Here is a 14,532-nt window from a genome sequence, read left to right as displayed (position 1 = left end):
AGGAACTGAAGAAGAGCCGGCAAGAGCTTCATGAGAACCGAATGCTGCAGCGCGTCTTCGGTTCCTTGGTAACGACAAGCTTGCCGTGCAGCTGCCGCGCCAAGCCCTGAACCAGCTTCAATCCGGACGAACGGTCGCGGACCGAAGCCAGGTCAAAGCCGGGACCGCTGTCTTCGACGAATACCTGGAAGCCGTCGACATCGCGCCGAAGCCCGACCCGGATTGTGCCGGCTCCGTCGGGAGTTCCATATTTTATGGCGTTGGTCAGAAGCTCGTTCAGGATCAGCGCCAGCGGCATTGCAACGTCATTCGAAAGCTTTGCATCATCAGCCTCGAACTCAACCGCGACTTCCTTCGGGAAGGTCTGCTTTATTGTCCCGCAAACCGCAAGCAAGAAACCCTTCGCGTTGAACTGCGTCGAATCGACCGTCTCGTACAGGACCTGCTGAGCAGCGGCCATGGCCGCGACGCGGTTGCCGGCTTCACGCAAGATTTCTCGCGCTTGCGGGTTCGCTGCCCGTTGACCCGCCAAGCTCAGCAGTGACTGCAGCATCTGCATGTTGTTCTTCACACGATGATTGAGCTCATTGAAGAGCAGCCGCTGCTGTGTTTCGGCCTGTTTGCGTTCGCTGATATCGACCAGCATGTTGATGCCGCCGACGATCTTGCCATCTTCATCGCGCAGCGGCGTCGGATACGGGATGAAGGGAATGCGCACGCCGTCCGGGCGCTCGGCGACGGCTTCAGCGTTGCGTATCGGACGCCCCTCCTTCAGGGCGACCGCCATCGGGCACTGGTCGTGAGGAAGCGGGCTTCCGTCCGGCCAGAACAGTTTCCACGTCACGCACCACTTATCCTTGCCGATCTGCGGAACGCGCCCGGAAAGCTCGACGGCCGCCTCGTTGAAAAAGGTTATCGTGCCGTCGGCATCCGTCGTGTAGATCGCCGCCGGAATTGCCGCCAGCAGGTCGCGCAGCTGACGCTCGCTCGCCCGCAGCTTGGCTTCAGCCATCTTTTGGTCGGTGATGTCGCGCGCAATCTTCGAGGCGCCGATGATGAGGCCCTGGCTGTTGCGGATCGGCGAAATCGTCAGGGAAATATCGACGAGATTGCCGTCCTTGCGGCGACGCACCGTTTCGAAGTGATCGACGTTTTCGCCGCTGCTGATGCGCCTGATGATCTCCGGCTCCTCGCCCAGCCGGTCATCGGGGATGATCATCGTGATGTGCCTGCCGATCGCCTCGTCGGCCGTGAAGCCGAACAGCCGCTCCGCGCTGGCATTCCATGAGGCGATAATGCCGTTGAGGTCCTTGCTGATGATCGCGTCGTGAGAGGATTCGACAACGGCCACGAGCTGATTTGCCGCGCGTTCCGTCGTCTGGCGGGCGGTCTCGAGCCGTACGCGGTCGACCGCGAAGCCGAGTTGTCCGGCCACTGTCAGCGCAAAACGAAGCTCGGACTCCACGAAATCGTGCGGATGATCGTAATAGGACATGAACTTGCCGAGCAGCTGACAGCGCACCGAGATCGGAATGAAAGCCAGCGCTGCAATGCCTTCGTCCCGCACAGCCGCCTTGAGGTCGTCCGGCAATCCGCTTTGCTCGACGTCGGCAATAGCGATCGGTTCGGGATCGCGTGTGTCGCGCGACCAGGGGGAATGGCCTTCGACGGCCGTTCTGTAAGCTTGCGACAGGCCTCGCGAGGCGGCAAATCTGAGGAAGCCGGTGTTGTCGAAGAAGAGTATGGAGGCCCGGTCCGCACCCAATGCGCGAATGATGGTGCTGAGGGCTATCTCGTGAACCTCGCCGAGATTCGCCGCGCGCTGAAGGCTGTCCGTGAATTCGTAAAGCGCCGCCTGCTGCTCCAGATGCCGGACGAGCGCGGCCTCGGCCTTCTTGCGGGCGGTGATATCCTGCTGGACGCGCACCGCATACAAGAAGCGGCCTTCGGAGTCCCTTACGCTCGAGGACGTGACCGCGACCCAGACTCTTGCCCCGTCCTTGCGGATGAAGCGCTTTTCGTGCCGGTAGCTGTCGATCTCGCCTCGCACCTGACGCTCGAACTGACGCAGGTCCGCATCGACATTCTCCGCCAGAGTGGCATCGAACACCGACCTGCCGACAAGTTCATCGGCGGAATAGCCGAGCAGGTCGGCCAGGTAGCCGTTGACGCGCCCGAGTTCGCCCTTCGCGTTGACTTCAGCGATGCCAATCGCCGCATGCTGGTAAGTTGCAGCGAGCCGCTGCTCCTGTTGCCCAATGATCTCATCGGTCAGACGCCGGTCCGTGACGTCATGGAAACAGTTGATGGCTCCGACGACCCGACCGTCCTCGTCTTCGATCGGTTCGATGTGGACCATCACCCATATCGCCGTGCCGTCCGGCCGCTCGAGCTTTCCTTCAACCCCCCTGACGGGAATGCCGGTTCGCAGCACCGCGGCCATCGGGGTTTGGGCGCGCGCGATCTGCCGTCCATCGAGATAGAGCCTGTGGGATCCGCAATAGAGTTCGCTGTCCGAGCCAAGCAAGGGCGTTCGCCCCCACAAATCGGCAGCGCGCTTGTTGAACCAAAGCAATCGGCCTTGCGCGTCGCAAGCGTAGATCGCAATGGGCAGCGTCTCGATGAAGTCGGGCGGGATTTGCAGGGCGACGGCGTCCTGCGGGGTACGGATAAACCCCTCGGTTCCTTGAAGGCTTTCGATGCGCATCTCCCATTCCCGCTCGGCAACGAAGAGCCAAACGCATCGGATCGCCGAAGGTTCCCGCGTGAGCTCCGACACTTCGGCACTGAGGCAGCGCCGACATAATGCCGACGACGATTTCGTCTTGCCTGGTGGACCGATTTTCGCACAGAGGCGCCGAGCGTCCGAACGACCGGTCACACCTGGCGGGATCCGCTCCTGCAATCGGTGGAAGAGCTGCATGCGAATCCGGGCCGCCTTGACCTGGCGCATTGCCTTCCGCGTCGGCTCGCACAATAGTCGGGCCGATGTTCGAGGCGGTAGCGAGTCACTGGCAGACGCTTATCCTTCTCCTGTCGTTGGCGATGGCGGCGGTCGGCATCGTCCATGCCATCATGACGAAGGAAGACGTGCGCGCCGCCACGGGGTGGGTCGGCGTGATGCTTCTGTCGCCCTTCCTCGGCGCGATCATCTACGCCATCGCCGGCATCAACCGCATCCGCCGCGCGACGATCAGCGCCATGCGGCCCAGCGCCGGTTCGGCGGATGAGGGGCACAATCGCGACGTCGCCGTCGAAGCCTTGATCGAGGCCCAATTCGGCCAGCGCTTCGTCGGATTGAAGACACTGGGCGACAGGGTGGCGCGGCGTCCGCTGACTTCGGGAAACATGATCGCCGTGCTCGAGACCGGCGACGAGGCCTATATGGCGATGTGCCGGGCGATCGACGGCGCGCAAAAGAGCGTGCTTCTCGAAACTTACATCTTCGACAACGACGCCGTCGGACAGATGTTCGCGCAGTCGCTCTCCGCCGCGGTCAAACGCGGCCTTGCCGTGCGCGTGCTGATCGACGCCGTCGGCGTGCGCTATTCGGTACCCAGCATCCTGAAGCAGCTCAGGGAGTCCAACGTCGCCGTCGATCTCTTCAACGGCAACATCGTCATGGGCTTGAGACTTCCTTATGCGAATCTCAGAACCCACAGGAAGGTCCTGGTCATCGACGCGACAGTGGCGTTTACCGGAGGCATGAACATCCGCAAGGGGTTCTCGGCCGAATTCGCCGGTTCCGACAGCTCCAGGGACACGCATTTCGAGGTCACCGGGCCGGTGGTGGCCGACCTGTTCTCAGTCGCCGCCGAGGACTGGCGCTTCGCCAGCAACGAGGCGCTGAAGGGCGACGCCTGGCAGGTCGAGCGAACCGCCCCGCCGCCCGGCCAGCCGATGCTGGTCAGAGCCGTGGCGACAGGACCGGATGCCGCGAACGAAACCAACCACAAGCTGCTGATGGGTGCGTTTTCGGTCGCCCGCAAATCGATCCGCATCATGTCGCCCTATTTCCTGCCGGACCGCGAGCTGATCAGCGCGCTGACCACGGCCGGCGCGCGCGGTGTCGAGATCGACATCGTGGTGCCGGCGGTGAACAACCTTTTCCTCGTCGACCGCGCCATGACGGCACAATTCGACCAGGTGCTGAAGCATTATTGCCGGGTGTGGCGGCACGAAGGCCCCTTCGATCACTCGAAACTTATGGCAATCGACGGCGCGTGGGCTTATGTCGGCTCGTCCAATCTCGACGCCCGGTCGCTCAGGCTGAATTTCGAGATCGACATGGAGGTCCTGGATGCCAACTTCGCCCGGGCGATCGAGGCGCGTATCGACGCGGCGATCGCGTCGGCGAAACCGGTGACGCTGCAGATGCTGAGGGCCAGAGCCTTCGTCATTCGTGTCCTCGACCGATTGCTGTGGCTGGGATCGCCCTATCTGTAGGCAAGAAAGACGAGCAGCAGGAACCATGGAGAGAAACGGACGCACCCTCCCCGAAACCGTGCTCCTGTCGATCCGCGGCAGAAAGATGCGGAAAGCGAAAGCCACGGCGCCGAAACGGGTCGGCGGCGCCGAGATGGTGGTCGCCTCCTACAACGTCCACAAATGCATCGGCACCGACCGCAAGTTCGACCCCGAGCGGACCGCGCGCGTCATCCGCGAGATCAGCCCCGATGTGATCGCGCTGCAGGAGGCCGACAACCGCTTCGGCGACCGCGCCGGACTGCTCGACCTCAACCGCCTCGAAATCGAAACAGGGCTGGTCCCGGTGCCGGTCACCGGAAACGGCAAGGCACATGGCTGGCGCGGCAACGTGCTTCTGTTCAAGCGCGGCACGGTGCGCGACGTGCACCAGATCAAGCTGCCCGGCCTGGAGCCGCGCGGGGCGCTGGTCGCCGAGATCGACCTCGACGAGAACCGGACGCTGCGCGTGATCGCGGCGCATCTCGGCCTGTTGCGCCGCTCGCGCTCGGAACAGGCGCGCGTCGTGCTCGATATCATGAGCAGCGCGGACGAAAGGCCGACGCTCCTGCTTGGCGACCTCAACGAATGGCGGCTGGGCAACCGCTCCGCGCTCAACACGCTGCACACCACCTTCGGCCCCTCGCTGCCCGCTGTGCCCACCTTTCCGTCCGGCCTGCCGGTGCTGGCGCTCGACCGGATCATGGGGAACCGCGACGGCATGGTGTCGGCGGTGGAAGCGCATGACACGCCGCTGTCGCGCGTGGCGTCCGACCACCTGCCGCTCACGGCTTACGTGCATCTATAGGGAGAGTAGCTTATCCTTCCCTGAGCCAGACCAGCATCTCGCCGGGATCGCGGTTGTCCCAGGCGAAGTAAGGAATTGCCTTGAGCGTCGTCTCTTCGGTTTCTGGCGGCTCGGGGCGGTAGAGATCGCCGCCCCAGGTCTCCGCCTTGGCCCGGCTGCCGATCGCCGAAAGCGTGACGATGCCGCCGAGCAGGTTAGGCTCTTTGTGCGCCTCCAGCCTGGCCGTGCGCGGCAGCGCAATGCGGTGCAGGCCACCGCCATTGTCGGTCTCCTCGACGCAGTAGAGCAGCGGGCCGCGCGACAGCGCGACGCGGCCGATGTCCTGCCGCACTTCCGGATTGGCGAAGAGGCGGGCCATCGACATTTCGAGGTCGAGCTCGACGCGGTCGCCCTTTTGCCATTCGCGGCGGATCGCGGCATAGCCGTCGACCGTGACCGCATCGAGATCTAGCATGTTGCCGTTCAGCTTCAGCGCCGCGTTGCGGCACCAGGCGGGCACGCGCAGGTAAAGCGTGAATTCGACCGGTGTCTGTGCCTCGAACTCGATCGAGACCGCGCCGTCCCAGGGATAATTGCTGGTCTGGACCAGGCTGACCGGCCGGCCGGCGATCTCGAAGCGTGCGGTGGAGTCGCCATAGAGATGCACGGCCAGCGCATCGTCGGCGAGGCCGTAGAAATAGCTGCCGATGGAGGCCACCATGCGGCCGATATTGGGCGGGCAGCAGGGGCAGCGGTGCCATTTCCAGCGGTGGTGGCCGCCGCGGCTTTCCAGCGGGTTCTCGTAGAAGAACAGCGAGCCGTCGAGCGACAGGCCCGAGATCGAGCCGTTGTAGAGCGCCCGCTCCATCATGTCGGCATAGCGGCGGTTCGGCCCCATGCCGAGCATGCGGCTCGCCCAGAACACCAGGCCGACCGAGGCGCAGGTCTCGGCATAGGCGGTTTCGTTGGGCAGGTCGTAGTCGCTGGTGAAACCCTCATTGTGAGCCGACGGCCCGAGGCCGCCGGTGACATAGAGGCTCTTGGTGGTCAGATCGTCCCACAGCCTGTCGAGCGCCGCGCGCAAGCTGTCGTCGCCATATTCGGTGGCAATGTCGGCCATGCCGGAGAAGAGGTACATCGCCCGCACAGCGTGGCCGACGACCTTGTCCTGCTCGCGCACCGGCTTGTGCGACTGATTGTATTCGTAGGTTTTGAAATGATAGGCCTTCGGGTCGGCGCCGCGGGCGCGCGCCTCCTCGTCGAAGTAATGCGGCTGCTGGCCGCGCTGGTCGATGAAGTACTTCGCCAGATCCATGTACTTCTTCTCACCCGTCGCCCGCGCGAGCTTCACCAGCGCCAGCTCGATCTCCTCATGGCCGCAATAGCCCTTTTTCTTGCCGGGCTCCGGGCCGAACATCGAGGCGATGTGGTCGGCGTAGCGGCTCATGATGTCGAGCAGCTTGCGCTTGCCCGTCGCCTGAAAGTAGGCGACGGCGCCCTCGATCAGATGGCCGGCGCAGTAGAGCTCGTGGCAGTCGCGCAGGTTGGTCCAGCGCAGACCCGGCTGGATGCGCTGGTACCAGCTCGAGAGATAACCGTCCTCCTGCTGCAGCTTGCCGTACATGTCGATGACGGCGTCGATCTTCTTCTCCAGCTCCGGATTGCGGCGCCGGTAGAGCGAGTAGGCGGCGGTCTCGATGGTCTTGCCCCAGTCGGAATCCCAGAACATCTGGGTCGTCACCGTCGAGCCGGTGAACTCGGCGCCCTGCACGTCGGCCTCGTCCGGCGACGGCGAATGGAACGGAATGACGACGCCGGGCGACGGCCGGTCGGGATCGATCTGCTCCAGCATGCGCGCCTCGACGCAGCGGTCGTAGAGGATGCCGGCGGTCTTGGCGGCGACCGCGTCGACCCGGTCGCCCCAGAAGCCGCGGACATCGACCTGGGGCACGGGCAGCGGCCGGAAGGCAAGCTTCGGCTTCGCGGTCGCGGCTGCCTGGGCTGCGGTGGCGGATTGTGCTGCGGTCATAACGTCACTCCATTCGAATGCGGGAAAATCATTTGACGGCCCCGGCCATCAGGCCGCGGATGTAGAAGCGCTGCAGCGCCAGGAACAGGATCAGGCAGGGCACCATCATCACCGTGACGCCCGCCTGCACCGCGCCCCAATCGATGGCGCCGAAGCGGCCAGACTGGAGCGCGGTCATCATCACCGGCAGGGTGAATTTCGACTGGTCGGTCATCAGCACCAGCGCGGCCAGGAACTCGTTCCAGGCGCCGAGGAAGGCGAAGAGCGCAATGGTGACGACGCCCGGCCAGACCAGCGGCAGCATCACCTTGACCAGCATGGTGACATTGTTGGCGCCATCCATGCGCGCCGCCTCCTCGATCTCGCGCGGCACGGCGTCGAAGGCGTTGCGCATCATGAAGATCGAGAACGGCAGCTGCAGCGTGACATAGACGCAGACCAGGCCGGTCAGCGTGTTGTGGAGACCGAGTTTCGTCAGCACCAGGAAGATCGGCGTCAGGATCGACTGGAACGGGATCATGATCGTCGACAGGATGAGGATGAAGAAGAAGTCCCGGAACGGGAAGCGGAAACGCGAGAAGCCGTAGCCGGCGAGCACGCTGACCAGCACGGAGAGCAATACTGTCATCACCGAGACATAGATGCTGTTCTGCGCCGAGGCCCAAAGCCCGTCGCCGAAGGTGTTCAGCGTCTGATAGTTCTCGACCGAGAAGCCGGTGGTCGGCCAGGGCGGCAGCGGCGGCTGGCGCGCTTCCTGCGCCGGCTTGAAGGTGGAGAGCACCGTCCACACAATCGGCGCCAAAAACAGCACCGAGGCGATGATGCCGGTGGAATGCCTGGCGAGGCTGAAGGCCGCCTTGCGGTGCTGCGACATCGTCTCGGCCATCAGTCGAGCCCCTCGGGCTTGCGCAGCAGCCAGAGCTGGATGAGGCTGAGCGCCACCAGGATGACCAGCAGCACCATGGAAAGTGCCGCGCCGTAGCCGAGCTTGAACGAGACGAAGGACTGGTTGAAGATCCAGTAGACCGCCGTCAGCGTCTGGTTGCGCGGGCCGCCGCGCAGGATGATGTAGAACTGGTCGAAGGCGAGGATCGAGCCCGCGACCGACAGGATCAGCGCCAGCGCCAAGGTGCGGCGCATCAGCGGCAGGGTGATCGCCCTGAAGCGGGCGAACGGCCCTGCCCCATCGATGACGGCGGCCTCCTGCAGGTCCTGCGGGATCGACTGCAGGCCGGTCATCAGGATGATCATGGTGAAGCCGGCCACTTTCCAGACCACCATGGCGATGATCGACCAGAACGCCGGCTGGAAGGTGGCGAGAAGATTGACCTTCCTCTCGGTCAGGCCGAGGTCGTAAGCGGCCGGGCTGAACAGGCCGGAATCGACGTTCAGCAGCCACGACCACAGCAGGCTTGCGGAAGCAAAGCCCACCACCGCCGGCATGAAGAAGGCTGTGCGGTAGAGATTGGTGAGCGGGCGCGGCCGCTCGATGAAGATCGCCAGCGGGAAGGCGACGGCGAAGATCGCGATGGTGACGATCAGCGTGTAGTAGAAGGTGAATTTGAGCGCGTTCCAGAAGCGCGTGTCGCGCAGGATGGCAAAGTAATTGTCGAGGCCGATGAAAGCGTGCTCGCCCATCAGCGGCCAGTTGTGCAGCGACATCCACGCCGTCATGCCGAGCGGGATGACGAAGAAGACGGTGACGAAGGCGACGGCCGGCAGGACATAGAGCAGGCCCACCCATTGCCGGCGGCTGACGCCGATGCGTCTGGCTCGGGCGGGCGCGTGGGTTGCGGCGATGGAGGTCATGGCTGAGCTCCCCCTTCTCCCCTTGTGGGAGAAGGTGTCGCCGAAGGCGACGGATGCGGGGTGTTCCAGCGGAGTGAGATGCTGGTGTTCCCTGGAACGCCCCTCATCCGTCTCGGCGCTGCGCGCCGATCCACCTTCTCCCACAAGGGGAGAAGAGGAAGCGAACCTCGCGGCGCCTCAACTTGACGATGATGATGAGTGAGCTTTCTCAACGCGATAATCCTGCCATTTAGCGCGGCGTCCCCCTCCCCCTTGAGGGGAGGGTCCGGCCGAAGGCCGGGGTGGGGTCCGCTGTGAAGTGCGCCTACGGGGAGATAGCGTCGGCGTACTTCGCGGGCGACCCCACCCGGACCTGCGGCCCGACCTCCCCTCGAGGGGGAGGTTTAGGGCCGCGCTTTACTTGTTCGGCGCCTGGTCGATGATCGACTGCATGGTCTCCTGCGCGTTCGAAATCGCGCCGTCGACATCGTCGCCGAAGAAGACCTCGTTGACCATCTGCGTCCACGGCCCGTTGGCGGAGTTGATCAGGTCGTTGAACACCACCGAATAGGGCGTGCGGCCCTTGGCCATCGCCTCGGCCGCCACCTGGTAGCGCGGATCGAGGTCCTTGAGCGCTTCCTTGGCGATGTCGCCGCGCACCGGAAGGCTACCATATTTGGCGAGGATGGTCTGGCCCTCGAGCGAGTAGGCGAAGTCCAAAAACTCCTTCACCACGGCGATCTTCTTGGTGCCCTTGGTGACGACGAAATTGTCGCCGCCGGCGAAGGACGACCAGCCGCCATCCTTGCCCGGCAGGAAGGTGATGCCGTAGTCGATATCAGGGTATTGGGTGTTGAGCGCGCCGATGGCGAAGGCGCCGGACGGCGAGAGGCCGATCTTGCCGCCGGCAAAGGCGGCGAAGAAGTTGGCGCCGGTGTCGGTCTGCGCACCCTCGGGCACCAGTCCTTTCTTGACCATCGAGCGGTAGAGGTCGATCGCGCCGCGCAGCTGCGGGCTATCGAGCGTCGCCTTGGAGCCGTCCTCGGAGAGGATGTCGCCGCCCGAGGCCCAGACCAGCGGCGTGAAGGTGAAGATGTTGCAGCCGCCGCAATTGCCGGAGAAGTAGAAGCCCTTGATGTCGCCGCCGAGCGCGTTGACCTTCTCGGCGTCGGCCTCGATCTCGGCCCAGGTCTTCGGCCCCTTTTCCGGATCGAGCCCGGCCTGCTTGAACAGCTTCTTGTTCCAGATCAGCACCGAAGAATCGGCCGAGAACGGCAGGCCGTAGATGCGGCCCTTATAGGTGCCGGTCTTCACATGCGCCGGCGACAGGCTCGAAAAATAGGGCAAGGATTTCGCCCAGTCGGTGATGTCTTCCAGCTGGCCGGCGGCGGCGAAGGACGGCGTGTAGATCAGGTCGAGCGACAGCGCGTCGGGCGCGGTGCCGCCGGCGGCGGCCGCGCCATATTTCGGGATGATCTCGGCGTTCGGGATGATGTCGAGCTTGATCTGGTCCTTGTGCGCCTTGTTGAAGGCGTCGACGATGCGCGGCATGAAATTCGAGCCGTCGGCGCGCACCCAGATGTTGGCGGTCTCGGCGGACGCCGCCTGCAGGCCGCCGCCGATCACGGCTGCGGCCAAGGCCAGCTTGGCAAACATGGTTTTCACGGTATTCCTCCTCATGGTTCTCCTCCCAATTTGGCCGTTGCGCGACGGCCGTTCGTTCGATGCCTCAGCCGTCCGGCGGACGGCCGCATGACTGACGCACCACCAGCCGGCACGGCAGTTTCCTGATGCCCGGCGCGGCCGGCTGGCCGCCCACGAGCGAAAGCAGAGCGAGCCCGGCCTCGCGGCCGAGCGCTGAAAGGTTCATGTCGACCGAGGTCAGCGGCGGGCGCGTCGCCTCGGCCACGATCTCCCAATTGTCGAAGCCGATGACGCCGACATCGTCAGGCACGCGAATGCCGCGCTCGCGCAGCGCGTCGATGACGCCGCGGGCGATCTGGTCGTTGCCGCAAAAGACGGCATCCGGCCAGCCTTGCCTGCCCCGGCCGTTGCCGAACAGTTTCGCCACCGCATCGTGGCCCCAGGCTTCCGACCAGGCGCCGAGCAGCGGCTCGCCGACCGGCAGGCCGTGCGCCTCGAGCACCTCCCGGTAAGCCTCGGCCCGCGCATGCACCACGGTGAAGCCCGCCGGTCCGGTGACATGGGCGATGCGGCGGCGCCCGAGCCGCAAAAAATGCTCGACCGCGAGCCGCGCGCCGCCGGCGTCGTCGGAAACCAGGCCGACCGCGCCGGGATCCGGCTGGGTGAAGGCATAGACGACGGGAATGCGCAGATTGGAGAGATCGATCGGCAGATGGCGGTCGATGCGCTTTCCCGTGGCGATGATGCCGTCGACCCGCTTGTCGAGCATAGCCTCGACATGCAGCTGGCCGAGCCGCGTGTCGTCCTCGACATTGCACAGGAACACCGAGACGCCATTGTCGACCAGCGCATCCGAAACGCCGGCCATCAGCGGCAGCGAGAAGCGGCCATAGGTATCGTTGGTAAGCAGGCCGACGGTGAAGGAGCGCTTGCGCAGCAGGCTCTGCGCCAGGTGGTTCGGCCGGAAGCCGAGACGCTGCGCCACCTCACGAATGCGCTCGCGCGTCTCGGCGGTCATCCGCCCCTGCCCGTTCAGCGCCTTCGACGCCGTCGCCACGCTGACGCCGGCCGCAGCCGCCACCTCGCGCAGCGTCACCGGCGGCTTGGCGGAAACTGGCGCTGGCTCGGCGTCGGAAGACATAGTTCGAGGCGCATCCCTAAGTTGGGAAAAGGTTTTCCCTTATCGTCCTGCGCGAAGATGACGGGTGAGGTCAGCAGCCGGGAGGCGATTTGGGAAAAGGTTTTCTCAAAAGGGAGATTAGGGGAAGCGGGAGGGGTTGGCAAGGGGTCAGGAACTGCGACGCGGCTTTTCGCCTAATGGTTGACGTGCGCGAGGACATCTTAAGTTCCAGTCTCGAAGGACCGGATGGGCCCGCAAGCAGGCTTGTCGGTTTCCCAGAAGTAGCTAGCGTAACCTGCACGACCGATATGTGGCGCAACTCGGCGGAGAAGCGATTTTGCGGTTTTACCAGTTGGTCGCGATGTATTTTGGTTGGAGATATTCAAGCAGGCCGTGATGCCCTCCCTCGCGGCCGAGCCCGCTTTGCTTCATCCCCCCGAACGGCGCTGCCGGGTCCGAAACTAGGCCACGATTGACGCCGACCATTCCACTTTCGATGCGTTCGGCGACCCTCAGGGCGCGTCTGAGATCACTACTGTAGACGTAGGATATGAGGCCATACTCCGTGTCGTTCGCCAGCCGGACAGCCTCGTCCTCCGTATCGAACGGCGTGACCGCTGCGACCGGCCCAAAGATCTCTTCCTTCGCGATGTCGGAATCGGGGGAAACGTCAGCTAGGACTGTCGGAGGATAGAAGAAGCCCTCGCCAGGCCGCGGTTTGCCGCCCGTTTCGATACGCGCCCCACGGGCAACGGCATCCTTCAGCAAGCGATCAACCTTCTCCACGGCCGTCGCGGTAATAAGGGGCCCGAGCTGGGTCGTCGCTTGAAGACCCGGCCCCACTGAAAGCGACGACATTTCCTGGGTAAGCCGGCGGACAAAAGCGTCGTAAATGCCGCGCTGCACATAGAAGCGATTCGCCGCAGTGCAGGCTTCTCCGCCGTTGCGCATCTTGGCGACCATGGCGCCGGCCACGGCATCGTCCAGATCCGCATCATCGAACACGATGAAAGGAGCGTTGCCGCCGAGTTCCATGGAACAGCTGATGACCCGGTTGGCGGCCTCACGCAACAGGATGCGCCCAACGGCGGTCGAACCCGTGAATGACAGTTTGCGCACCCGATTGTCGTGCAGCATCGCGCTCACCACAGGCCCCGCGGCCGTGGTCGTCACGATGTTGAGGGCACCTTCGGGCAAACCGGCTTCCATGAGGATCGCACCGATCGCCAACGCGGTCAGTGGAGTCTCAGCCGCCGGCTTCAGTACGCACGTGCAACCCGCCGCGAGCGCCGGGGCGATTTTGCGGGTCGCCATGGCCGCAGGGAAATTCCAGGGCGTGACGAGAACGGCGATGCCAATCGGCTGGTATTGAACCAGGATTCGGTTTGCACCGCCCGGCGCGTGGCCGATGTCGCCGAGAGTACGCACCCCCTCCTCGGCGTACCATCGGAAGAACTCCGCGGCATACGTTACCTCCGCGCGAGCGTCTGGGAGGGCCTTGCCGTTCTCCAGAGATATCAGTTGCGCCAGCCATTCGGCACGATCGAGCATGAGCTGATGGCAGCACATCAGCATGTCCGATCGCCGGCGTGAGGGGGTTTGCCTCCACATCGTCGCAGAAGCCTCCGCAGCATCGATCGCCCGGATTGCGTCGGCGACTGCGCCGTCTGCGACAGACGCGATCGTGAGCCCGTTGGATGGATCGGCGACATCAAACCGATTGCCGCCGGTTGCACCTGTCCATTTGCCGCCCACCAGCAGATCCACAGGAGCGCTTGCAATGATAGCCGCAGCATCCGCGCAAAACGATTCGATATCTCTTGCTGTCTGACTCACACCCATCCTCTCGCGGCTTTAGAAAACATGCGCAACCAGTCTGTCGATTGCTGGAACCAATATGAAATTGGTATTGCAACCGGTGTCAATATAGATCAAATTGGTTGCAGAGAAATCCGCCCGTTTCTTAGTGGAGTGGCCGCATGACCGTCGTTTTGAGGGATTTCATCGAGGCGGCCGGACTGCAGCCAGGCGACCGGCTGCCGCCCGAGCGCGATCTCGCGCTCAAGCTAGGTTTACCCCGCACGGCCCTCCGGCGCATGCTGGCCGAGATGGAGCAAGAGGGGCGCCTGCTTCGCCATGTCGGGCGCGGCACTTTCGTCGCCGAGCGAGGGGCAACTGCCAGCGCTCCGTATCGCGCACACGATGCCTCCCGGAAAGAACTGTGGACCTATCCCGCTGAGGTCTTCGAAGCACGATTAATCATCGAGCCGAAGGTGGCGGCGCTCGCGGCGTTGCGGGCGACCCCCTATGAAACTGAAGAGATGCACAAGGTCATCCAGCATGGCAGTACCGCCGCGACGCTGGCGGAGTTCGAGCGTTGGGACGCCGCGTTCCATCAACTGGTAGTGGTGGCGGCCCGCAATGGATTGCTGGCCTCGCTCTACGAAGGTATTCACTCGCTGCGGGCGGGGCGTCTTTGGGGGCGCATGAAAGAGCTGTCTCTGACGAAAGAGCGTATGCAGGAGTATACGGCTCATCATCGCGCGATCTTACAGGCGATCACTGACCGCGATGGTGGGCAGGCCGAACAAAGAATGCATAGCCATATCTTGACCGCGAGAGCCAACATACTCGGATCGGAGACAATGGGGTGAGTAGGCCTCATCGCCAAAATTTTGAGATTGCCGAACCGAGCGGAAT

At 63.9% G+C, this 14,532-nt stretch carries 10 protein-coding genes; 3 read left to right on the top strand and 7 right to left on the bottom strand.

Annotated elements, in window-relative coordinates; translation table 11 throughout:
- Window positions 1–28 precede the first annotated feature (28 nt).
- On the bottom strand, window positions 29–2,953 hold the full coding sequence (locus P9254_RS17895) for a PAS domain S-box protein (RefSeq protein ID WP_278103895.1): 2,925 nt from the start codon (window positions 2,951–2,953) through the stop codon (window positions 29–31).
- A gap of 35 nt (window positions 2,954–2,988) precedes the next feature.
- On the opposite strand from P9254_RS17895, the gene P9254_RS17890 reads away from it, so the two are divergent.
- Together P9254_RS17890 and P9254_RS17885 are read left to right on the top strand one after the other, a co-directional pair.
- Window positions 2,989–4,446 (top strand): phospholipase D-like domain-containing protein, encoded by a 1,458-nt coding sequence (locus P9254_RS17890; protein WP_278056071.1) that lies wholly within the window; start codon window positions 2,989–2,991, stop codon window positions 4,444–4,446.
- Between the two features lie 25 nt (window positions 4,447–4,471).
- Window positions 4,472–5,272, top strand: coding sequence for an endonuclease/exonuclease/phosphatase family protein (locus tag P9254_RS17885; protein ID WP_082954104.1), 801 nt, complete (start codon window positions 4,472–4,474; stop codon window positions 5,270–5,272).
- A 10-nt stretch (window positions 5,273–5,282) separates the two neighbouring features.
- Here the strand turns inward: P9254_RS17885 and P9254_RS17880 are convergent, their stop codons facing one another.
- The 6 genes from P9254_RS17880 to P9254_RS17855 all read right to left on the bottom strand — a co-directional run bounded on the left by P9254_RS17880 (window position 5,283) and on the right by P9254_RS17855 (window position 13,647).
- On the bottom strand, window positions 5,283–7,280 hold the full coding sequence (locus P9254_RS17880; protein WP_127246872.1) for a glycoside hydrolase family 127 protein: 1,998 nt from the start codon (window positions 7,278–7,280) through the stop codon (window positions 5,283–5,285).
- Between the two features lie 28 nt (window positions 7,281–7,308).
- Window positions 7,309–8,166 (bottom strand): carbohydrate ABC transporter permease, encoded by an 858-nt coding sequence (locus P9254_RS17875; RefSeq protein WP_127241144.1) that lies wholly within the window; start codon window positions 8,164–8,166, stop codon window positions 7,309–7,311.
- The gene (locus P9254_RS17870; protein ID WP_095801185.1) at window positions 8,166–9,089 is read right to left on the bottom strand and encodes a carbohydrate ABC transporter permease; all 924 of its coding nucleotides are present in this window, start codon (window positions 9,087–9,089) and stop codon (window positions 8,166–8,168) included. The genes P9254_RS17875 and P9254_RS17870 overlap by 1 nt, the downstream gene beginning before the upstream one ends.
- 396 nt (window positions 9,090–9,485) lie before the next feature.
- On the bottom strand, window positions 9,486–10,724 hold the full coding sequence (locus P9254_RS17865) for an ABC transporter substrate-binding protein (RefSeq protein WP_442920332.1): 1,239 nt from the start codon (window positions 10,722–10,724) through the stop codon (window positions 9,486–9,488).
- A 73-nt stretch (window positions 10,725–10,797) separates the two neighbouring features.
- Entirely contained in the window at window positions 10,798–11,853 is a 1,056-nt protein-coding gene (locus P9254_RS17860; protein ID WP_278056073.1) for a LacI family DNA-binding transcriptional regulator, read from the bottom strand.
- A 324-nt stretch (window positions 11,854–12,177) separates the two neighbouring features.
- Window positions 12,178–13,647: an NAD-dependent succinate-semialdehyde dehydrogenase gene (locus P9254_RS17855; protein ID WP_278056099.1), complete on the bottom strand. Its 1,470-nt coding sequence runs from the start codon at window positions 13,645–13,647 to the stop codon at window positions 12,178–12,180.
- Window positions 13,648–13,811: 164 nt separating this feature from the next.
- On the opposite strand from P9254_RS17855, the gene P9254_RS17850 reads away from it, so the two are divergent.
- Window positions 13,812–14,486 carry a FadR/GntR family transcriptional regulator gene (locus P9254_RS17850; protein WP_095783156.1) on the top strand — a complete coding sequence of 225 codons (675 nt, stop codon included), beginning with the start codon at window positions 13,812–13,814 and terminating at the stop codon, window positions 14,484–14,486.
- Window positions 14,487–14,532: the final 46 nt, after the last annotated feature.

Source organism: Mesorhizobium sp. WSM4983 (assembly GCF_029625765.1).
GTDB lineage: Bacteria > Pseudomonadota > Alphaproteobacteria > Rhizobiales > Rhizobiaceae > Mesorhizobium.
The sequence above is the reverse complement of the archived record's forward strand: the minus strand, read 5'-3'. Positions and strand labels throughout refer to the sequence as shown.